The sequence below is a fragment of the Planifilum fulgidum genome, from assembly GCF_900113175.1.
In the GTDB taxonomy this organism is placed as follows: Bacteria; Bacillota; Bacilli; order Thermoactinomycetales; family DSM-44946; genus Planifilum; species Planifilum fulgidum.
Window position 1 is genome coordinate 1 of sequence record NZ_FOOK01000043.1, and the last position, 20408, is coordinate 20408.

General features: G+C 58.7%; 20 protein-coding genes. 18 read left to right on the plus strand and 2 right to left on the minus strand.

Annotated features, from left to right (window positions below):
* A partial coding sequence (locus tag BM063_RS18385) for an IS3 family transposase (protein ID WP_143085259.1) occupies nucleotides 1-170 on the plus strand: 170 nt, incomplete at its 5' end.
* A gap of 62 nt (nucleotides 171-232) precedes the next feature.
* On the opposite strand, the gene BM063_RS16000 is transcribed toward BM063_RS18385, so the two are convergent.
* On the minus strand, nucleotides 233-529 hold the full coding sequence (locus tag BM063_RS16000; protein WP_425439178.1) for a metal-sulfur cluster assembly factor: 297 nt from the start codon (nucleotides 527-529) through the stop codon (nucleotides 233-235).
* Nucleotides 530-759: 230 nt separating this feature from the next.
* On the opposite strand from BM063_RS16000, the gene recA reads away from it, so the two are divergent.
* The 17 genes from recA to BM063_RS16090 all read left to right on the plus strand — a co-directional run bounded on the left by recA (nucleotide 760) and on the right by BM063_RS16090 (nucleotide 20028).
* Nucleotides 760-1794, plus strand: coding sequence for a recombinase RecA (recA, locus tag BM063_RS16005; protein WP_092041387.1), 1035 nt, complete (start codon nucleotides 760-762; stop codon nucleotides 1792-1794).
* Nucleotides 1791-2444, plus strand: coding sequence for a RecX family transcriptional regulator (locus BM063_RS16010; RefSeq protein WP_092041390.1), 654 nt, complete (start codon nucleotides 1791-1793; stop codon nucleotides 2442-2444). Before recA ends, BM063_RS16010 begins: the two co-directional genes overlap by 4 nt.
* A 6-nt stretch (nucleotides 2445-2450) precedes the next feature.
* On the plus strand, nucleotides 2451-3443 hold the full coding sequence (locus tag BM063_RS16015; protein WP_092041392.1) for a metallophosphoesterase family protein: 993 nt from the start codon (nucleotides 2451-2453) through the stop codon (nucleotides 3441-3443).
* Nucleotides 3440-5089 carry an AAA family ATPase gene (locus BM063_RS18080; RefSeq protein ID WP_143085408.1) on the plus strand — a complete coding sequence of 550 codons (1650 nt, stop codon included), beginning with the start codon at nucleotides 3440-3442 and terminating at the stop codon, nucleotides 5087-5089. Before BM063_RS16015 ends, BM063_RS18080 begins: the two co-directional genes overlap by 4 nt.
* 50 nt (nucleotides 5090-5139) lie before the next feature.
* Nucleotides 5140-5817 carry an AAA family ATPase gene (locus BM063_RS16030; protein ID WP_092041398.1) on the plus strand — a complete coding sequence of 226 codons (678 nt, stop codon included), beginning with the start codon at nucleotides 5140-5142 and terminating at the stop codon, nucleotides 5815-5817.
* A gap of 325 nt (nucleotides 5818-6142) precedes the next feature.
* Complete coding sequence (gene rny / locus BM063_RS16035; protein ID WP_092041401.1) at nucleotides 6143-7684, plus strand: ribonuclease Y; 1542 nt, start codon at nucleotides 6143-6145, stop codon at nucleotides 7682-7684.
* Between the two features lie 54 nt (nucleotides 7685-7738).
* The gene (locus BM063_RS16040; protein ID WP_092041404.1) at nucleotides 7739-8530 is read left to right on the plus strand and encodes a TIGR00282 family metallophosphoesterase; all 792 of its coding nucleotides are present in this window, start codon (nucleotides 7739-7741) and stop codon (nucleotides 8528-8530) included.
* A gap of 108 nt (nucleotides 8531-8638) precedes the next feature.
* Nucleotides 8639-8899: a stage V sporulation protein SpoVS gene (spoVS, locus tag BM063_RS16045; protein ID WP_092041407.1), complete on the plus strand. Its 261-nt coding sequence runs from the start codon at nucleotides 8639-8641 to the stop codon at nucleotides 8897-8899.
* A 74-nt stretch (nucleotides 8900-8973) separates the two neighbouring features.
* Nucleotides 8974-9921 carry a dipeptidase gene (locus BM063_RS16050; RefSeq protein ID WP_177199233.1) on the plus strand — a complete coding sequence of 316 codons (948 nt, stop codon included), beginning with the start codon at nucleotides 8974-8976 and terminating at the stop codon, nucleotides 9919-9921.
* A gap of 279 nt (nucleotides 9922-10200) precedes the next feature.
* A complete protein-coding gene (locus BM063_RS16055; RefSeq protein ID WP_092041412.1) occupies nucleotides 10201-11961 on the plus strand; it encodes a 2-oxoacid:acceptor oxidoreductase subunit alpha in 1761 nt (586 codons plus the stop codon).
* Nucleotides 11948-12814 (plus strand): 2-oxoacid:ferredoxin oxidoreductase subunit beta, encoded by an 867-nt coding sequence (locus tag BM063_RS16060; RefSeq protein ID WP_092041415.1) that lies wholly within the window; start codon nucleotides 11948-11950, stop codon nucleotides 12812-12814. Before BM063_RS16055 ends, BM063_RS16060 begins: the two co-directional genes overlap by 14 nt.
* An 89-nt stretch (nucleotides 12815-12903) precedes the next feature.
* Nucleotides 12904-13641 (plus strand): MBL fold metallo-hydrolase, encoded by a 738-nt coding sequence (locus BM063_RS16065; protein ID WP_092041430.1) that lies wholly within the window; start codon nucleotides 12904-12906, stop codon nucleotides 13639-13641.
* Nucleotides 13642-13879: 238 nt separating this feature from the next.
* On the plus strand, nucleotides 13880-15427 hold the full coding sequence (locus BM063_RS16070; protein ID WP_245752316.1) for a bifunctional metallophosphatase/5'-nucleotidase: 1548 nt from the start codon (nucleotides 13880-13882) through the stop codon (nucleotides 15425-15427).
* Nucleotides 15428-15583: 156 nt separating this feature from the next.
* A complete protein-coding gene (gene tdh / locus BM063_RS16075; protein WP_177199234.1) occupies nucleotides 15584-16624 on the plus strand; it encodes an L-threonine 3-dehydrogenase in 1041 nt (346 codons plus the stop codon).
* A 62-nt stretch (nucleotides 16625-16686) separates the two neighbouring features.
* Nucleotides 16687-17862, plus strand: a complete 1176-nt coding sequence (locus BM063_RS16080; protein ID WP_092041421.1) for a glycine C-acetyltransferase — start codon at nucleotides 16687-16689, stop codon at nucleotides 17860-17862.
* 261 nt (nucleotides 17863-18123) lie between these two features.
* Nucleotides 18124-19605, plus strand: a complete 1482-nt coding sequence (gene miaB, locus BM063_RS16085) for a tRNA (N6-isopentenyl adenosine(37)-C2)-methylthiotransferase MiaB (protein WP_092041424.1) — start codon at nucleotides 18124-18126, stop codon at nucleotides 19603-19605.
* Entirely contained in the window at nucleotides 19606-20028 is a 423-nt protein-coding gene (locus BM063_RS16090) for a YlbF/YmcA family competence regulator (RefSeq protein WP_092041427.1), read from the plus strand.
* Between the two features lie 67 nt (nucleotides 20029-20095).
* Here the strand turns inward: BM063_RS16090 and BM063_RS17885 are convergent, their stop codons facing one another.
* A complete protein-coding gene (locus tag BM063_RS17885; protein WP_092040967.1) occupies nucleotides 20096-20338 on the minus strand; it encodes an IS3 family transposase in 243 nt (80 codons plus the stop codon).
* Between the last annotated feature and the right edge of the window lie 70 nt (nucleotides 20339-20408).

A 20408-nucleotide genomic window follows, 5' to 3' on the forward strand; every position in this document is an offset into this window, starting at 1 on the left:
GCTTCTTCTCCCACTTAAAGACAGAAGCTCTCCAACACCATCATATCCAAGATACTGAGCAGGCTCAAATCCTAATTCAAAGGTATATTCGTTTTTACAACGAGGAGCGGCTTCAACTGAAATTAAACAAGCTGACGCCTGTAGAATACAGGCGTCAGCACGCCGCATAAGCCGGGTGTTTTTACGTGTCTACATTTTTGGGGCTTGACCAGTAGGCGGCAGGGTGTTTCCGTTATTGAATGCCCAGGGCGATTTTGGCGTAACGGGACATCCGATCTTTGGTCCACGGCGGATCCCAGACGATGTTGACTTCCACATCCTTGACGCCGTCCACCCCCTTGACGGCTTCCGTCACGGCCCCGTTGATCATTCCGGCCAAGGGGCAGCCGATCGCAGTCAGGGTCATCGTGACCTTCACATTGCCTTCGTCGTCGATATCCACGCCGTAGACCAAGCCCAGATTGACGATGTCGATTCCCAATTCGGGATCGTTGACTTCGCCCAAGGCTTCCATGATTTCTTCCTTCATTTTTTCTTTGTCCAACATCCACCCCTCCTTTCCGGGAAACGCTGTCTCCGGCTGAAGCGGTGCCGTCTTTCCTAGTTTACCACAACGGGCCTGTCGTCGAAACCGGCCCTTGGCGGGGAGGGGGTTTTTTTTCGGGGGAATCCGAATAAATGTTCGCAAACGATCTTGGCACCCGGTGAAAAACAAGGTATGATGATATCGAGGTGAAACGGAAACAGAGGAGTGATCCTATGTCTGACCGCCGTCAGGCTTTGGAGATGGCTCTGAGGCAGATCGAGAAGCAGTTTGGCAAAGGTTCGATCATGAGGATGGGGGAAGCGGCCAACATTCAGGTGGAGACGGTGTCCAGCGGCGCCTTGGGCCTGGACATCGCCCTGGGGGTGGGCGGTTATCCCCGCGGACGGATCATTGAAATATATGGGCCCGAGTCGTCGGGGAAGACGACGGTGGCTCTTCACGCCATCGCCGAGGTTCAGAAAATCGGGGGACAAGCCGCCTTCATCGATGCGGAGCATGCGCTGGATCCGGTGTATGCCCAGCGGCTGGGGGTCAATATCGACGAGTTGCTCTTGTCCCAGCCGGATACGGGGGAACAGGCGCTGGAGATTGCCGAGGCGCTGGTTCGCAGCGGGGCGATCGACATCATCGTGATCGATTCGGTGGCGGCATTGGTCCCGAAGGCGGAGATCGAGGGAGAGATGGGGGATTCCCATGTGGGGCTCCAGGCCCGCCTCATGTCCCAGGCGCTCCGGAAACTGTCGGGGGTGATCAGCAAATCGAAGGCGATCGCCATCTTCATCAACCAGGTGCGGGAAAAGGTGGGGGTGATGTTCGGAAACCCGGAGACGACTCCCGGTGGGCGCGCCCTCAAGTTTTACTCCAGCATCCGTCTGGAGGTGCGCCGCGCGGAGACGATCAAGCAAGGAAGCGAAATGGTGGGGAACCGCACCCGGATCAAAGTGGTGAAGAACAAGGTGGCGCCTCCCTTTAAACAGGCGGACGTGGACATCATGTACGGCGAGGGGATTTCGAAGGAGGCGAGCGTGTTGGACATCGCCGCGGATTTGGACATCGTGAGCAAAAGCGGCGCCTGGTATTCCTTTGGCGGGGAACGCCTGGGACAAGGGCGGGAGAATGCCAAACAGTTTTTGAAGGAGCATCCTGAAGTGTGCGCGCAGATAGAGGCCGCGATCCGGGAGCACTACGGGCTGCCCGTCCCCAAGCGGGCGGAGGATGATTCCACGGAGGAACTTTCCCGCGAATGACGACGGACGAATGGGTGATCACCCGGATCGAACGGCTGCCGGGTCGGCCGCGGTATCGGATCTATATCGGCGATTCCCGCCGGCTTACCGTGGATGAGGACGTTCTGATCAAATGCGGACTGACCAAAGGAATGGCGGTCGATCCCGACCTGCTGGCTTCGATTCTGGAGACGGAGGAGTGGAGCCGGGCCCGGAAGCTGGCGCTTCGCTATCTCGCCGCAAAGCGGCGGACTTCCCGGGAGCTGGAACAGATGCTCCGGAGGAAGGGGGTTTCATCCGCCCACATTCAATCCATCGTGGAGGAGTTTCAACGCTTCCGTTATCTTGATGATCGGGCCTTTGCCCGGGATTGGGTGGAGGAGCGGAGGAGACGGAAGGGGTATGGAGCGGCGCGGATTCGCCGGGAGCTGGAGGAGAAAGGCGTTTCGGAGGAGCTGATCGCCGAGGCGTTGGGGGAAGTGGATGAGGAGGATGAGTACCGCCTCGCCATGGAAGTGGCGGAACGCCGGGTTTCCCGGATGCGATCCCATCCCTGGCCCGTCCTGGAGCGCCGGTTGGGCCGTCAGCTGTTGAATCGCGGCTTTTCTCCGACCGTGGTGTGCGAGGTGCTGGAGCGCGTCCGGTCCATCCATCGGAATGAGGAGGGATGAGGGGAAGTGCGATTTCTTTATGTGACGGACACGCATATCCGCGGAACCTCTCCCCGCAGCCGGACCGACGACTTTCCCCTTGCGATCCGGAAAAAGCTGCAGGAAGTGATTGAACTGGCCCACCGGGAAGAGGTGGATGCGGTTCTTCACGGAGGGGATCTGTTCGACCGCCCGGACATTTCGCCGGCCGTGGTGCGGGAGTTCGCCGCCCTTTTTCGCCGGTTGCAGGTTCCCCTCTACATGATCGCGGGCAATCACGACATTTACGGGCACAATCCGGACACGGTCGACCGGTCCATGCTGGGCCTGCTGGATGCCTTCGGGACCGTCCGGCTGCTGAGGAGCGGCGAGAAGCTTCTGCTGGAAAAGGGAGGAGTGTCGGTCCAGCTTTCCGGCCAGCCTTTTCATTACGATTTGGACAAGCGTGATCCGGCCCTCGATTATTCCGTGGAAAACCGGACCGGCGCCGACGTGTGCATCCACATGGTCCACGGAATGGCCGTCGACCGGGCGTTGCCCGCCGAGGTTCCCCACACCCTCGTCGACCATCTCTGGTTTGATCAGGTGGATGTGCTTCTCACCGGCCATTATCACGCCGGGTTTCCGGTGCAGCGCCGCGGAAACCGGTACATCGTCAATCCGGGGGCCCTGGCCCGGATCAACAATCATCCGTCGGAGATCCGCCGCCGTCCCCAGGTCGCCCTCATTGACGTCGACGGGGAGATCCGCGTCCGGATTCTTCCCCTTCGTTGCGCCGCCTCGGGCGAAGCGGTGCTGGATCGTTCCTACATCGAGAAGGCGGCTTTTCGGGAGGAGAAGATGGCCGATTTTGTCCGGCAGCTCCGGGAGAGGGGAAATTTTCGGCACATGGCGGTGGCCGACATCCTCGAGGAGATCGCGCGCTTGACGGGAGTGGAAGATGACGTGCGGCTCGAGGCCCTTGCCCGGATCGGCCGGATTCAGGAGCGCTTCGGATACGGGGAAGGTGTGGAGGATTGAAGCGGTTTAAGGGGCTTGTCATCGAAAATTTCCAATCCCACGAGCGGACGGAGATCGCGTTTTCCGAAGGGCTCAACGTGTTCGTCGGCCCCTCGGACAGCGGGAAGAGCGCCATTTTGCGCGCCCTGCGATGGGTGCTGTACAACCAGCCCCGGGGGAGCGATTTTATCCGGACCGGCGCATCGCGCTGCCGGGTGACGCTGATTCTTTCCGACGGGACGCATATCGTCCGGGAGCGGTCCTCTTCGGTCAATCGCTATCTGATTCGGGACCCCGAGGGAAAAGAGCGGATTTTTGAAGGGTTTGGCAGCGATGTGCCCCGGGAAGTGCTGGAGGCCCACGGAATGATCCCGCTGCAGTTGGACGAGGATCGGGAGCTGACGTTGCAGATCGCCCAGCAGTTGGAGGGGCCCTTTCTCCTGTCGGAAAGCGGGGGGACGAGGGCCAGGTCGATCGGCCGCATCAGCGGGGCTCACCTCCTGGATTTGGCGCAGAACGAGACGGCCAGGGATCAGCGGTCCGTCTCCTCCCGGATCCGGTTTGTGGAAGAGGAGATGAAGCGGCGGGAGGAGGAACTGAAACCCTACGAGGTTTTGCCGCGTTTTCGGGAACAACTGAACCGGGCCGCCGCGCTGAGGGAGGAAGCGGGCCGCAAAATGGAGCTTCTCGAAAGGCTTCGCGGACTGAAGGAGCGATGGGAAGATTGCCGGAGCGAAATGACGCGGGAGCGCAGACGGCTGGTCTCCCTGTCCAAGGTGCCGGAAGCGGAGAAGATCTTCAGCCGGTTGATGGAGGATGGCGCCCGCCTGAGCCGCATCCGGAAAAGGGCTGACGATTGGCGCAGGGGGCGGGAAGAAAAGGCCCATTGGCAGATGGTGCGGTTTCGGACGACACGGTTGGGGGAAGGGGCGCAACGGATTGCCGAAGCCGAGCGGTTGCTTGAGCGGCGGAACCGGTTGCGGCGCCTGCGGGACAATCGGCTCCATCTCGTCCGGGAGATGGACCGGGAGCGCCGCGTGGTCGAACGGACGGTTTCCCTTCCCGCGGCGAGCCTCCTGGTGGATGACCTCGGGGATGCGGTGTTCAAGCTTCGAAAACTGGAGCGGGGAAAAAAGCACTGGGTCGACGCGGAAGGAGAGCGCGCGGAGGTCGAACGCACGCTGCGGCGGCTGGAAGGGGTGCAGAAGGCGGAGGCCTTGTGGGAAGGTGCCGAGGCGTCCAGCCGGCTGCACCAGGCGCTGGTGGATCGGCGAAAACGGCTTTTGGAGCTGCGGGAACGGATCGAAAAGGGGATGCGTTACATAGCGGAGCGGGAAGAGGAGATCCGGAGGAAGTCCGAAGAGATGATCCGGGCCTTTGAGCGGATGGGGCGGTGTCCCACCTGCGGCATGAGGTTCGGACCGGACTTGTTGAAACATCTCGCCGAAGAGCTTCAGGGAGGGGAGTCGGGTGCAGCAGCAGGAAAAGGAGATTCAGGCGCTTCGCAAGGCTTTGGACGAGGCGAAGGATCTGCGCAACCGGGCGGAGGTCAAACTGGAGTCGCTGGAACGGCAGGAAAAGGAGATCCTGCGGGAGTTGGAGGAGCTCGGAGTGGAACCGGATCGCCTGGACGAGGAGATCGCCCGGCTGGAGCGGGAGATCGATGAGAAGATCAGGCAGGCCTGGGAACTGATCCCGACGGAGTTGATCTCTTCCGATGGAACGAAGTGAGGAGCTCAACCGGTTGGATCGGGCGCTGGCGGAAGCCGAGCGGAAGTGGGAACGCCTGGAAGGGAAGCGGCAGGAGTTGGAGCGGCAGTACCGCTTAGTTCGGAGCGAATGGGAGGAGCTCAAGAAGAAGCGGGATCTTTACGAAAAGGTCCGCGTCCTTTTGCAGACGGCGGCCGAGCACGCCCGCGCCCAGGCGAAGGAACAGATGGAAACCCTGGTGACCAACGCCCTCCAGTATGTGTTCGGCCCCATGTTTCGCTTTGAGATTGAACTGGCGGATCACGGGGGAAAACCCCACGCCGAGTTTTACGTGGTCACGGAGTGGGAGGGGCAAAAGGTTCGAACCAAGCCCCAGGAGGCCCGGGGAGGGGGGATCGTCGACATCACTTCCCTGGCCCTTAGGGTGGCATTCATGGAATCTTTCCGCCCGCGCCCCGAGGGGCCGCTGATTTTGGATGAGCCTGGAAAACACGTCAGTTCCGAATATGTCATCCCCATGTTGGAATTTCTCAAGTCGACGGGGGACATGTTCGGCCGGCAGATCATATTGGTGACCCACAACCCGCATCTCACGGAAGGGGCCGAGCAGGTGTTTCAAGTCGGCCTCAGGTCCGGGCGGACGGTGGTGACCCCGCTCCGTCTCCTTGACAACGGGATAAATTAAATACTAAAATGGTGTTGCTCCAATGTGGTTGGCTGTCTGCGCGACGGCTCTGCAGAACCACAGAGCGGTTGTAATTTCAGACGAATGGGTTGAGGTTTAACCTGCTCCATTTCTCCCGCGAAATGCGGCGGATGCTGTGCCGGACATGATTGGGACGTGCTCCCGTTCTCCATATCGGGGAAATCTCCGTTCCCGCTGACTCCGGGTGAAAGATTTCGAGGAAGAAAAGGTGGCGAGAATCGGGCTGTTATAGAATCAGTGAGGCAAGACCGAAGTGGATCGGTCTTGTTTTGTAAGTGGCGGTGGAAGGAGGTGGTAAGGGGGAATGCCGGATATATCCATCCTGGTTGCCAGCCTGATCGCGGGCCTGATCGGCGCTGGCCTCGGTTACTGGGGGCGGAAACTGACGGCGGAGGCGCGGATCGGCAGTGCGGAAAAGGAAGCCGAGCGCATCGTCCAAAATGCCCTTCAGGAAGCCGAGGCAGTGAAAAAGGAAAAGGTGTTGGAGGCCCGCGACGAGGCCCACGCGCTTCGCGCGGAAGCGGAGCGGGAAATCCGGGAAGAGCGGAATGAATTGCACCGTCTGGAGCGGCGTCTGATGCAGAAGGAAGAGGCTCTCGACCGCAAGCAGGATTCCCTGGAGCGCCGCGAGGACGTTCTCAATAAAAAGGAACGGGAAGTCCAAGAGCTGCTGAAAAAGGCCGAAGAGCTGAAACAGGAGCAGACGAAGGAGCTGGAGCGCATCTCTGGATTGACCGTCGAGGAGGCGCGGCAAAAGATCCTGTCCCGGGTGGAACACGAAATGCGCCACGAGACGGCACAGATGATCAAGGAGATGGAGCAGCAGGCGAAAGAGGAAGCGGACAAGCGGGCGCGCAACATATTGTCGTTGGCCATCCAGCGCTGCGCCGCCGATCATGTGGCGGAATCCACCGTTTCCGTTGTCACCCTTCCCAATGACGAGATGAAGGGGCGGATCATCGGCCGGGAGGGGCGGAATATCCGAACCCTGGAAACGCTGACGGGGATCGATCTGATCATTGACGACACTCCGGAAGCGGTCATTTTGTCCGGTTTTGATCCGATCCGCCGGGAGGTTGCCCGGGTCGCCCTGGAGAAATTGGTGGCTGACGGGCGGATTCATCCGGCGCGGATTGAGGAAATGGTGGAAAAGGCCCGGCGGGAAGTGGATGAGCGGATCCGGGAGTACGGAGAGCAGGCCACCTTTGAAACCGGTGTTCACGGATTGCATCCCGATCTGATCAAGATTTTGGGGCGCCTGAAGTTCCGGACGAGTTACGGGCAAAACGTGCTGAAACATTCGATCGAAGTGGCCCATTTGGCGGGATTGCTGGCGGCGGAGCTGGGAGAAGACGTGGTGCTGGCCAAGCGGGCGGGGCTTCTCCACGACATCGGGAAAGCGATCGATCACGAAGTGGAAGGGTCGCACGTGGAGATCGGCATCGAGCTGGCTAAAAAGTACAATGAACACCCCGCCGTGATCAACGGAATCGCTTCCCATCACGGCGATGTGGAGGCGACCTGCGTCATCGCCGTCTTGGTCGGCGCGGCGGATATTCTGTCAGCGGCACGACCGGGAGCGCGCCGGGAGACTTTGGAGGCATACATCAAGCGGTTGGAAAAGCTGGAAGAAATATGCGATTCCTTCGATGGGGTCGAAAAATCGTATGCCATTCAGGCGGGCCGGGAAGTCCGCATTATCGTTCGGCCGGAGGAAGTGGGGGATGCCGAAGCGGCCCGCCTGGCCCGGGAGATTACCAAGAAGATCGAAAATCAGCTGGACTATCCCGGTCACATCAAGGTTACCGTGATCCGGGAGACCAGGGCAGTGGAATATGCCAAATGAGAAAGCGGCCCTTCGCCGCTTTCTTTTTATCAGAAGAGTTGGAGGCGCAGCGATATGCGCGTGTTGATGTTCGGCGACGTGGTGGGTTCCTGCGGGCGTTTGGCCCTTCGCCATCAGCTTCCCCGGTTGAAGCGGTCTCTCCAACCGGACGTCATCATTGCCAACGGGGAAAATGCCGCGGGTGGCCGGGGGATTACCCGGTCCATTCTCCGGGAATTATATGAATTGGGGATCGATTGCGTCACCCTGGGGAACCATTCCTGGGATCAGCGGGAAATTTTCGATTTTATCGACGACGAGACGCGCCTGATTCGTCCGGCCAATTATCCCGAAGGCACTCCCGGCCGGGGTGTCGCGGAGATTCCGGTGGGGCAGGAGGTTTTGGCGGTCATCAATCTGATGGGGCGAACCTTCATGCCGCTTGCGGAATGCCCCTTCCGGGTCGTGGATGCCCTGTTGCGGGATCTGGTGAAAACCCCCTTTATTCTGGTTGATTTTCATGCCGAGACCACTTCGGAGAAGCAGGCGATGGCCTGGCATCTCGACGGGCGGGTGTCGGCGGTGATCGGCACGCACACTCATGTGCAGACGGCGGATGAACGCATTCTCCCTGCGGGAACGGCTTATCTCACCGACGTGGGCATGGTGGGTGCCTACAACGGAGTGATCGGCATGGACCGCGATCTGGTGCTGAAAAAGTTTCGGACTCAACTGCCGGTTCGGCTGGAATCGGGAAGCGGGCCGGCTCAGCTGAACGCGGTCCTGATCGATTTGGATCGCCCATCGGGACGGGCCCGTCAAATCCGGCGCATTCGGATCGATGATGATCATCCCTTCATGGATTGAGTTTCGGTTTTTAATATTTCGAATGTTTGACTTTATGGGAAGGAATTTATCGACGAATGGCGAATATATTAACAGTGGACTTATTTCAATCACCAAGGAGGTACCCCCATGGAAGTATTAAAAGTTTCAGCAAAGTCCAACCCGAACTCCGTTGCCGGTGCACTTGCAGGTGTCCTGCGTGAGCGCGGGGCGGCCGAAATTCAGGCCATCGGTGCCGGTGCACTGAATCAAGCTGTAAAGGCGGTTGCGATTGCACGAGGGTTTGTGGCACCGAGCGGCATGGATCTGATCTGCATCCCGGCCTTCACCGACATCATGATCGATGGTGAAGAGCGCACGGCCATCAAGCTGATTGTAGAACCCCGGTGAGGGTACACATGACAATAAACCTGTTTATCTCGTATAGACAGGTTTTTCTTTTTGGATTGGAAAGGATGAACCGGATGCGGTGGATCGACGGCCACTGTGACGTGCTGTGGAAAATGTGGGAAGCCCGGGAACCGATCTCCTTCTACGATGCGGATTCCCCGCTGGACGTCCGTTTTCCAAAGGCCCGGGCCGTGGGGATCGGTCTGCAGGTCTTTGCCCTGTTTGTTTCTCCGAAGATGCCGAAGGAATCGATTTGGGACGCCGTCCTGCGCCAGGTGGATCTGTTTCACGAGGAGATCGTCCGCGACGGCAGCGAAGTGGCGGCGATCGGTTCGGCAGCCCAGCTGGAAAATTTGAAGGATTCGGGCAAAATGGGAGCCCTGCTGTCTTTGGAAGGGGCCGACGCCTTGGCCGGGGAGTTGTACCGATTGCGCGTGCTTCACCGGTTGGGGGTCCGCCAGCTGGGACTTACGTGGAATCACGCCAATGAGGCGGCCGACGGCGTGGAAGAGGACCGGGGCGGAGGACTGACCCGATTCGGTCGGACGTTGGTGGAAGAGGTGACCCGCCTCCGGATGATTCTGGACGTGTCCCACCTTTCGGAACGGGGGTTTTGGGATGTGATGGAATTTTCCGATGTCCCCGTCATCGCTTCCCATTCCAACTGCCACGCGGTCTGTCCGCACAGGCGCAATCTGAAGGACGGACAAATCCGCGCCCTGGTCGAAAAGGAGGGGATCATGGGCATCGCCTTTGTGCCCCAATTCGTGCATGAGCCGAAGGAAGAGGCCGCCGTGGAGCACCTCTTCAGGCACATCGACCATGTGTGCGAACTGGGCGGGGAGCGCATTCTGGCATTCGGCTCCGATTTTGACGGCATCTCGCACAAGATCGGCGGACTGGAAGATGTAGGGAGCCTTCCCTATCTGGAAGAGCAACTGCTGAAGCGTTATCCGGAGCATTGGGTAAGGCGTTGGATGTGGGGCAACTGGTACGATTTTTACCGGAAACATCTCCCCTAAAATGGGGCTCCTGGGGCCCGTCGAACCGGGCTTCCGGAGCTTTTTTGATGGGAGTTTCATATAATGGATATAAAGACATTATATGTTTTCCGAGAGGTCGGGCGGAATCCGGTTTTGCAGCACGTAAAAGCGGGAAAAAAGGCGGGAATGGGCGGGAATGGTGGTTGCTTTTTGAGGAGACTGGGTCTAGAATGGATAGATGATGAACGATATTTGAAGCCTTCATCAATATACGGTTGCGAGGAAGTTGCAGGGTATTATTAAAAGGAGATGAGCACATTGGCCAAGCAGCTTTCGTGGAAAGTGGGCGGTCAACAAGGGGAAGGGATTGACAGTACGGGAGAGATATTTTCAATCGCCCTGAACCGTATGGGATATTATCTGTACGGTTATCGGCATTTTTCTTCCCGGATCAAAGGGGGACATTCCAACACCAAGATCCGGATCAGCATCCGCCCCATCCGGGCCATTTCAGATGATCTTGACGTTCTCGTCGCCTTTGACCAGGAAACGATCGATTTGAATGCCCACGAGCTTCGGGAAAACGGGGTGATTTTGGCTGACGCCAAATTTAATCCCAAGGTGCCGGAAGGGATTCCCGCCCGCCTCTATTCCGTTCCTTTCACGAAAATCGCCGAGGAAATCGGCATGGCGCAGATGAAGAACATGGTGGCGGTGGGTTCCTCCAGCGCCCTCCTCGGTTTGCCTGTGGAGGCCTTCGAAGGGGTGATCGAGGAGAAGTTCTTGCGCAAGGGCAGACACGTCGTCGACAAGAACATGGAAGCGATCTCCCGGGGAGCCCGGTATATCCTGGAGGAAGTCGGAGGTGCGCTTCCGGATCTTAAGCTGGATAAGAGCGACGGCAAGCGGCGCCTTTACATGATCGGAAACGACGCGATCGCCCTGGGAGCGATCGCCGCGGGATGCCGCCTGATGTTCGCTTATCCGATCACGCCTTCCTCCGAGATCATGGAGCAAATGATCAAAAGGCTTCCCGAACTCGGCGGAACGGTCGTTCAGACGGAGGACGAAATCGCCGCCATTTCGATGGTGATCGGCGCCAATTACGGCGGTGTCCGCGCGTTCACCGCTTCGGCCGGTCCGGGGCTTTCCCTCATGACGGAAGCGATCGGCCTGTCGGGGATGACGGAAACGCCGGCGGTGATCGTCAACACCCAGCGGGGCGGTCCCAGCACCGGTCTGCCGACGAAGCAGGAGCAAAGCGACATCAACGCGATGATCTACAGCACCCACGGGGAGATTCCCAAAATTGTGATCGCTCCCAGCACGGCGGAGGAGTGCTTCTACGACACGATCCAGGCCTTCAATCTGGCGGAAAAATATCAATGTCCGGTCATCATTCTGTCCGATCTGGCCCTCTCCCTCGGGAAACAGACGGTGGAGCCGCTGGATTACGACCGGATCAAGATCGAGCGCGGACGTTTGATCACCGACGAGAACGAGCTGCCGCCGCTTCCGGAAGACACCCTGTTTAAGCGCTATCAGTTTACGGAAGACGGCATTTCCCCGCGCGTTTTGCCCGGCATGAAAAACGGTCTGCACCATGTGACGGGGGTGGAGCACGACGAGACGGGCCGTCCCTCGGAAAATCCGGTCAACCGGAAGAAGATGATGGACAAGCGCTTGTCCAAATTGGCGAGGGGAATCGAGTTTGAAAATCCGGTGTTCGTCGATGCCGCCCACGAAGAGGCCGACCTTCTGATCGTGGGGATCGGTTCCACCCGCGGGACGATCCAGGAAGCGATGGAGCGCCTCACCGGCGAGGGAATCAAGGCGAATCACATTCACATCCGGCAGGTTCTTCCCTTCCCGACGGAGCCGGTGCGCGAGCAGATGAAAAAGGCAAAACGGGTCGTCGTCGTGGAAAACAATGCCACCGGGCAACTGGCATCGCTTTTGAAGCTTCACGTGGGCATGGCCAATAAGATTGTCCATGTCGGAAAATATGATGGCACGCCGTTTTTGCCCTCGGAAGTTTACAATCAGTGTAAGGAGCTGATGGTCCATGGCCACGTTTAAACAATTCCGGAACAAAGTGAAACCCAACTGGTGCCCGGGGTGTGGAGACTTTTCCGTGTTGGCCGCCATGCAGCGCGCCTTCGCCAATCTCGGCTTGGAGCCGGAAGATGTGGCGATCGTTTCGGGGATCGGATGCTCCGGCCGGATTTCCGGCTATCTCAACGCATACGGTTTTCACGGCATTCACGGCCGCGCCCTTCCCATCGCCCAGGGGCTGAAGCTGGCCAACCGGGATCTGACGGTGGTTGCCGCAGGCGGTGACGGAGACGGCTTTGCCATCGGGATGGGCCATACGATTCACGCGATTCGGCGCAATGTGGACATCACCTACATTGTGATGGATAACCAGGTATACGGTTTGACGAAGGGGCAAACCTCTCCCCGCAGCGAAGTGGGGTTCAAAACGAAGAGCACGCCGATGGGATCGATTGAATCGCCCCTGTCGCCGATGGAAATGGCTTTGACGGTCGGGGCGGGCTTTGTGGCCCAAGGGTTTTCCAGCGATCTGAAGCAGTTGACGCGCCTGATCGAAGAGGGGATCAAACACAAGGGGTTCTCCCTCATCAATGTGTACAGCCCCTGCGTGACTTACAACAAGATCAACACCTATGACTGGTTCAAGGATCATTTGGTGAACCTGGATGAGGAAGAGGGGTACGATCCCTCCGACCGCACCATGGCGATGCAGAAATTGATGGAACACAACAGCCTGGTGACGGGAATCATTTATCAGGACAAGAACCGCCCCTCCTATGAGGACATGATTCCCGGATTCCGCAAGGAGCCCCTTGCCAAACAGGATCTGACCCTGCCCCGCGAAAAATTTGAGGAATTGGTCGCGGAATTTTCCTGATGAACGGGCCGCTTCGCATGAAGCGGCTTTTTGTTTTGGATAGAATAAAGAAGAAAATCCCGCATATCGTCGGAGGGGAGATCAGCGTCATGAAGTGGAGAGTCCTCGGATGCCATTCACCGTTTCCGGGTCCCGGCGGCGCCACCCCCGGATATCTGCTGGAGGCGGAGGGGCGGAGGATCCTGATCGACTGCGGCAGCGGTGTGCTGTCCAAACTGGCCCAAATGTGTCCCCCGTACCGCCTGGATGCGGTGATTTTGTCCCATCTTCATCACGACCACATCGCCGACTTCTTCGTATTGCAGTATGCCGTCGGAACGGCGATGCGCCGGGGATGGCGGCGGGAGCCCCTTCCGGTGTACGCTCCCACCCGTCCCGAAAAATGGGGGAATCTCCTTTCCTACGGCGACGCGATCCGGCTTCATCCCATCCGGGAGGGGGAAAAATGCATCCTCGGCGGGTGGGAAGCGACCTTTTTCCGGACGGATCACGCCGTTCCCTGCTTTGCGGTTCGTCTGGAGGGGTTTGGACGCACCATTTTGTACGGGGCCGATGCGGGGCCGAAAACGGATTGGACCAGGATGGCGAGGGAGCCCGATCTGTTTGTCTGCGAAGGCACGTTTTTGGAGCGGGACCTTCCCGAGGAGCCCGTCGGCCATTTGTCGGTCAGGCAGGCGGCGGAGGCGGCGGAGCTCCTTCGGGCCAGGGGACTGCTGCTGACCCACCTGTTTCCGGAATATGGTCGCGCCGAGATCGAAGAGGAGGTAAAGGGAAGCTATTCGGGGCGGTGGTGGCTGGCGGAGACCGGATTGGTCCTGCCTTTGTGAAAAACGCCTCCGCCCGGGGAGGCCGCGCCAGGAAATCCCCCTTTTTTTGTTGAAATCAAAGATGAGGGTAAAAATTTTCCCTTTTTTAACTTTCTGTTTACCTGCCCTTAACAGCAGGCGGGTACGCTGGAGATGAAGCCTTGATTCCGATGAAAGAGGGGGAGGAAGGTTGGGGAAACGGCCTCTGTTTCGGTCAATTCTTTCATTGGGGATTGCCGCGCTTCTGTTCATCTGCTCGGTGGGCCCGGTTTGGGCGGGAGGAGAGAATGCCGGCGGCCGGTCGCCCAGTCAGCGGCTGATCGATGTGCAGATCTTGGGCATCAACGATTTTCACGGACAGTTGAACGTGACCCAATGGGTGAATGAAAAGCCCGCCGGCCGGGCCGATTATTTGGCGGCCCATCTGAAGCGCCGCGCGGCGGCGAACAAGAACACGCTGATCGTTCACGCAGGGGACATGGTGGGGGCAAGTCCCCCGATATCGGCTTTGCTCCAGGACGAACCGACGATCGATTTTCTGAACCGGATCGGGGTGGATGTGGGAACCCTGGGCAATCATGAGTTTGATGAAGGCGTGGAGGAAATGCTCCGGCTGATCCGCGGGGGTTCCCACCCCAACACCGGTGATTTTCCCGGAGCGGATTTTCCCTATGTGGTCGCCAACGTGCTGGACAAGAAAACAAAAAAGCCGATTCTTCCCCCCTATGTGGTGAAGAGAGTAGGGGGCGTGCCGATCGGCTTTGTCGGTGTGGTGCTCACTGACACGCCGAGTCTGGTCAATCCCGCCGGAGTCCGGTCGGTGGAATTTGTCGACGAGGTGACCGCCATCAACCGGGCGGTGAAGCAGCTGAAGAAGAAGGGGGTCCGGGCCATCGTGGTGCTGGCCCACGTTCCCGGTTCCTCCCATTTGGACGGCAGCGCGCCGACGGGGGAGATCGTGGATGTGGCCCGGTCCGTCGATGACGAGGTGGATGTGATTTTTGCCGCCCACAGCCATCAGTACATGAATGCCGTCGTGGATGACAAGCTGCTGGTTCAGGCCTATTCCTACGGGACGGCTTTTGCCGATGTGGACCTGGCGATCGATCGGCGGACGAAGGATGTCGTCGGAAAAAGGGCCGAAATTGTCACCGTCTGGCAGGAGGGGATAAGGCCCGACCCCAAGATTCGGAAAATGATTGAGTATTACGAAGAAAAGACGGCTCCCTTGGTCAACAGGGTGGTGGGAACCGCGGCGAAGACCATCCGGCGCGCGCAGAATGAGAGCGGCGAATCGGAACTGGGCAATCTGATCGCCGATGCCCAGCGGGCGGCGATGCGGACCGATTTCGCCTTCATGAATCCCGGGGGGATCCGGGCGGATATCGAGCAGGGAGAGGTGACCTGGGGGGAACTCTTTGCCGTCCAGCCCTTCGGCAACAACCTGGTGAAGATGACCCTGACCGGGGAGCAGGTCCGGCGGGCGCTCAATCAGCAGTGGCAGCAATCTTCCACCCGCATGTTGCAGATCTCCGGATTGAGGTACACCTGGGACGACAACCGGCCGGTCGGGGATAAGGTGGTGGATATCTTCCTCCCGGACGGCTCCCTCCTCGAGCCGGATGCGGTCTACACGGTGACCGTCAACAGTTTTCTCGCCGAGGGCGGTGACAATTTCACGGTTTTTACGGAAGGAACCGATCGGGAAGTGGGCCCCGTCGATCTGGATGCCCTCGTCGAGTATGTGAAACAGTTGCCCCAGCCCTTTTCGGCATCGATCGAGGGGCGAATCGAAAAACTCCCGTAACCGTTCTTTCGCGCCCCCGCCCCGGGCGGGGGTTTCCTTTTATTGCATGTCCGTCTAAGATGGACATTCACCTTCCTCTCGGACAGTGGACATGATATAATTTTCGTTGAATTGAAAGGCTGATTGCCATCATGTCCGCAGAGAGGAGTGTCCTCTGTGAATGGAAAAATGCGCGCTTTGGTGAAACATCACCGGGCCTTTGGAGCGGAACTTCGGGAGGTGCCCATCCCGACGATCGGTCCGGATGAGGTGCTGATTCAGGTGAAATGCGTGACGATGTGCGGGACGGATGTCCATATCTATACCTGGGACGATTGGGCCTCCAGCAGGGTGAATCCCCCTTACGTGTTCGGCCACGAGTTTTCGGGCGTGGTGGTGGAGGTCGGGGAGAAAGTGACGTCCCTGAAGCCGGGGGACCGCGTTTCGGCGGAAACCCACATCGTCTGCGGGGTGTGTCCTCCGTGTCGCAGGGGGGAGGCCCATGTCTGTCTCAACACGGAGATCATCGGCGTGGACCGGGACGGCTGCTTCGCGGAGTATGTGGCGATGCCGGAAAGAAATTTGTGGAAGGTCGATGATGACCGGCCCTTTGAAATCGCTTCCATCATGGAACCCATGGGCAACGCGGTCCACACGACGTTGTCCGGGCCCGTGGTCGGCAAAAAAGTGGCCGTGATCGGTTGCGGTCCCATCGGATTGATGGCGGTGTCCGTGGCCAAGGCAGCCGGCGCCGCGGCGGTGATCGCATTGGATGTGAACGATTTCCGGCTCGATTTGGCCGAGCGGATGGGAGCCACCCACCTGATTCATTCCGGACGGGTCGATCCCGTGGAGGAAGTGTTTTCCCTCACGGAGCGCGAAGGGGTGGACGTGGTGCTGGAGATGTCGGGACATCCCACGGCCATTCAGCAGGGATTCCGCATGCTGACGGGCGGAGGAAGGATGTCGATGCTGGGGTTGCCGACCCGCCCCGTGGAACTGGACATCACGCAGGATATCGTGTTCAAGGGCGTAACGGTTCACGGCATCACGGGACGGCGCATGTTTGAAACCTGGGAGCAGACGGACGGGCTTTTGAAATCGGGGAAAGTCGATCTGAACCCCCTGATCACCCACCGTTTTCCGCTGGAGGAGTACGAGAAGGCCTTTGATCTGATGATGAGTGGCAACTGCGGCAAGGTGGTATTATATCCCTGAGGCACGGCGGATGCGCCCGTTGAACGATGGATTTTCGATCGAAGCAGAAGGAGGAGAAGAGGATGAAGGGGCTGGAGCATCTGGAGCGGGAAATCGAAACATGGCGGCAGGAGGGGGTTTTTCGTCCGCTGACCGAGATTGAGTCGGAGCAGGGTTCCCGGGTGGTGATCCGCGGAAAAGAAGTGATCCAGCTTTCTTCCAACAACTATCTCGGCCTGACCACCCATCCCCGGCTGAAGGAGGCGGCCTTGGAAGCGGTCCGCACCTACGGGGCGGGGACCGGATCGGTCCGCACCATCGCCGGGACCTTTTCCATGCACGAAAGGTTTGAAGAGAAACTGGCCCGGTTCAAGCATACGGAAGCGGCACTGGTTTTTCAGTCGGGCTTCACCGCCAACGTGGGGGTGATCGCATCCATCCTGGGCGAGGAAGACGTGGTGATCAGCGATGAGCTGAACCACGCCAGCATCATCGACGGCATCCGTCTGACCAAGGCGTCCCGCAGGATTTACCGCCACTCCGACCTGGATGATCTGGAGAAGGCGCTCAAGGAGACCCAATCGGCCCGCACCCGCCTGGTTGTGACCGACGGCGTTTTCAGCATGGATGGGGACATCGCCCCCCTCAAGGAGATCGTGGAACTCTGCGAGCGGTACGACGCGATCGTGATGGTGGACGACGCCCATGCCAGCGGGGTTCTCGGCAAAAACGGAAGGGGAACGGTGGATCATTTCGGATTGCACGGCCGGGTCCACATCCAGGTGGGCACCCTGTCCAAGGCGATCGGCGTGCTGGGGGGGTATGTGGCGGGTTCCCGGACTCTTCGCGATTATCTGATACACCGCGCCCGCCCCTTCCTGTTCAGCACCTCTCACCCGCCGGCCGTGACGGCGGCCTGCAGCGCGGCGATCGACGTGCTGCTGGAGGAACCGGAGCTGATCGACCGCCTTTGGGAGAACACGCGGTTCTTCAAAGAGGGCTTGAGAAAGCTGGGGTTTGATATCGGCGACAGCCAGACGCCGATCACGCCGGTGATCGTCGGCGAGGGGGCGAAGGCGATGGCCCTGTCCGACGCCCTGTTCGAAGAGGGGGTTTACGCCCAGGGAATCGCTTATCCCACGGTACCCAAGGGCAAAGCCCGGGTGCGCACCATCGTCACGGCCACCCATACCCGGGAAGACCTGCAACAGGCGCTGGACGCCTTTGAGCGGGCAGGCAAGAAAATAGGGATTCTCTGATGGGCCGCGCAGGCACCGGAAGTCGGGAAGGGATTTCCGGTGCCTTTTTTGCCGTTTGGTTTTAAACATAAATAAGTTTGCTTCACAGACCATTTAAATTTTCACAAACCGCCGGCCTCCAGCGGTTTTCATCCGCCCGGATCCAAAGGGGATGCGGAGGCGGGTTGCAGGAGCTTCCATTGAACCGGTTCGTAATTTGATGTATAATTTGTTAATTGCAAAGGCTGAAATGTACTCATCGGGTGAAAGGTGTTGATATAGATGAGCGATCGCTTGACGGAGGTGAGCCGGTACTTCATTCCGCCGGATCTCAAGCAGGCGAAACGGCGCGGAAAGGAAGAAGTACAGGTCCTTCAGTTCGAGGCGATTCCCGAGGACATGCGGGAGATCGGCCGGGGAAAGCATTACTTGATCAAAACCTACGGCTGTCAGATGAATGTTCATGACAGCGAAACGATTGCGGGGATCTTGCAGTCGATGGGATACAGCCCCACCGACAGGGAAGAGGACGCCGACGTGATTCTGCTCAACACCTGTGCCGTTCGCGAAAACGCCGAGGACAAGGTGTTCGGCGAACTGGGACGATTGAAGCCGCTGAAGGTGGAGCGCCCCGGACTGATTCTGGGCGTGTGCGGATGCATGTCCCAGGAAGAGGCGGTGATCCGCCGCATTTTGCAACAGCATCAGTACGTGGATTTGATTTTCGGAACCCACAACATCCACAGGCTTCCCTTTTTGCTCAAAGAGGCGCTGTTCAGCAAGGAAATGGTGGTGGAGGTCTGGTCCAAGGAGGGGGATATTGTCGAAAATCTCCCGAAAGCCCGGCAGGACGGCCTGAAGGCGTGGGTCAACATCATGTACGGGTGCGACAAGTTCTGCACCTATTGCATCGTTCCCTACACCCGCGGGAAAGAGCGGAGCCGCCGTCCGGAGGATGTGCTGGCGGAAGTCCGCGAGCTGGCCCGGAAGGGTTATCGGGAAGTGACGCTGCTGGGACAAAATGTGAATGCTTACGGGAAGGATTTCACGGACAGGACCTACACCTTCGCCCATCTGTTGGATGATGTCCGCAAAATCGGCATCCCCCGGGTGCGTTTCACCACCAGCCATCCCCGGGATTTCGATGATCATCTGATCGAAGTGCTCGCCAAGGGAGGCAACCTGGTGGAGCACATCCACCTGCCCGTCCAGTCGGGAAGCAGCGAGGTTCTGAAGCGGATGGCCCGGAAATACAACCGGGAGCAGTATCTGGAGCTGGTCCGGAAGATCCGGGAAGCGATTCCCCACGTTTCGCTGACGACGGACATCATCGTCGGGTTCCCGGGAGAGACCGAGGAACAGTTTGAGGAAACCCTCTCCCTGGTTCGGGAGGTGGAGTACGATTCCGCCTTCACCTTCATCTATTCTCCCCGGGAAGGAACGCCGGCCGCCCGGATGGAGGACAATGTTCCCTACGAGGTGAAGAAGGAGCGCCTGCTCCGCCTGAACCGGGTGCAGGACGAAATCAGCCGCCGCAAGAACGAGGCGCTCCGCGGCCAGGTGGTCGAAGTGCTGGTGGAAGGGGAGAGCAAGAAAAATCCCGAGATCCTCTCGGGACGCACCCGCACCAATAAATTGGTCAACTTCCGCGGTCCGAAGAGCCTGATCGGACAGTTTGTCCAGGTGCGGATCAGCGAGCCTCTCACCTACACCCTCAAGGGGGAGTGGGTGGAGACGGAATCCGTGGCCGGGGCGGGGATGTAAATGGAGGAAATTATTCCTGAACACCCCGTTTTGGCGCAGGCGGTCCGCCTGGGCCGGCGACTGACGGAAACCGAAGAGGTTCGCCGCTTTCGGGAAGCGGAGCGGCAGATTCAAAATAGCGGACGGGTTCAAGGGCTGATCGAGGAGATCAAGCGAAAGCAAAAAGAGTTGGTTCACGCCAAACATTACCAAAAGATCAATTACATCCGCCGGTTGGAGGAGGAGCTGGATCGCCTCCAGCGGGAGCTGGAGGATCTCCCGATCGTCCGGGAGTATCAACAATCCCAGGTGGAGATGAACGATCTTCTCCAGATGATTCAACGGGTGGTTGTCGACACGGTCTCCCAGAAAATCGACCTGGAGAAGGGCGGAAGTTTCGGCGGCGGTTGCGGCGCAGGCGGGCCCTGCCGTTGCCGATCATAATTTATTAATCAAACCCCGCAGGGATTTGGTCAAGCCCCAAAAATGTAGACACGTAAAAACACCCGGCTTATGCGGCGTGCTGACGCCTGTATTCTACAGGCGTCAGCTTGTTTAATTTCAGTTGAAGCCGCTCCTCGTTGTAAAAACGAATATACCTTTGAATTAGGATTTGAGCCTGCTCAGTATCTTGGATATGATGGTGTTGGAGAGCTTCTGTCTTTAAGTGGGAGAAGAAGCTCTCGATTGGGGCATTGTCCAAGCAATTGCCTCTTCTTGACATGCTGGATCTGAGGCCAAACTGAGCTAGCATGTGATGGTAGTCATGGGACGTGTACTGGAAACCACGGTCACTGTGAAGGATGGTTCCAGACACGTCCGCT

What these genes read in the sequence shown, in the direction of transcription:
- BM063_RS16060 (WP_092041415.1), top strand. Translation starts at nt 11,948, where the DNA reads ATGGCCACGTTTAAACAATTCCGGAACAAAGTGAAACCCAACTGGTGC.
- BM063_RS16065 (WP_092041430.1), top strand. Translation starts at nt 12,904, where the DNA reads ATGAAGTGGAGAGTCCTCGGATGCCATTCACCGTTTCCGGGTCCCGGC.
- spoVS (WP_092041407.1), top strand. Translation starts at nt 8,639, where the DNA reads ATGGAAGTATTAAAAGTTTCAGCAAAGTCCAACCCGAACTCCGTTGCC.
- BM063_RS16090 (WP_092041427.1), top strand. Translation starts at nt 19,606, where the DNA reads ATGGAGGAAATTATTCCTGAACACCCCGTTTTGGCGCAGGCGGTCCGC.
- BM063_RS16010 (WP_092041390.1), top strand. Translation starts at nt 1,791, where the DNA reads ATGACGACGGACGAATGGGTGATCACCCGGATCGAACGGCTGCCGGGT.
- BM063_RS16050 (WP_177199233.1), top strand. Translation starts at nt 8,974, where the DNA reads ATGCGGTGGATCGACGGCCACTGTGACGTGCTGTGGAAAATGTGGGAA.
- BM063_RS16040 (WP_092041404.1), top strand. Translation starts at nt 7,739, where the DNA reads ATGCGCGTGTTGATGTTCGGCGACGTGGTGGGTTCCTGCGGGCGTTTG.
- miaB (WP_092041424.1), top strand. Translation starts at nt 18,124, where the DNA reads ATGAGCGATCGCTTGACGGAGGTGAGCCGGTACTTCATTCCGCCGGAT.
- BM063_RS16080 (WP_092041421.1), top strand. Translation starts at nt 16,687, where the DNA reads ATGAAGGGGCTGGAGCATCTGGAGCGGGAAATCGAAACATGGCGGCAG.
- BM063_RS16030 (WP_092041398.1), top strand. Translation starts at nt 5,140, where the DNA reads ATGGAACGAAGTGAGGAGCTCAACCGGTTGGATCGGGCGCTGGCGGAA.
- BM063_RS17885 (WP_092040967.1), bottom strand. Translation starts at nt 20,338, where the DNA reads ATGCTAGCTCAGTTTGGCCTCAGATCCAGCATGTCAAGAAGAGGCAAT.
- BM063_RS16000 (WP_425439178.1), bottom strand. Translation starts at nt 529, where the DNA reads ATGAAGGAAGAAATCATGGAAGCCTTGGGCGAAGTCAACGATCCCGAA.
- rny (WP_092041401.1), top strand. Translation starts at nt 6,143, where the DNA reads ATGCCGGATATATCCATCCTGGTTGCCAGCCTGATCGCGGGCCTGATC.
- recA (WP_092041387.1), top strand. Translation starts at nt 760, where the DNA reads ATGTCTGACCGCCGTCAGGCTTTGGAGATGGCTCTGAGGCAGATCGAG.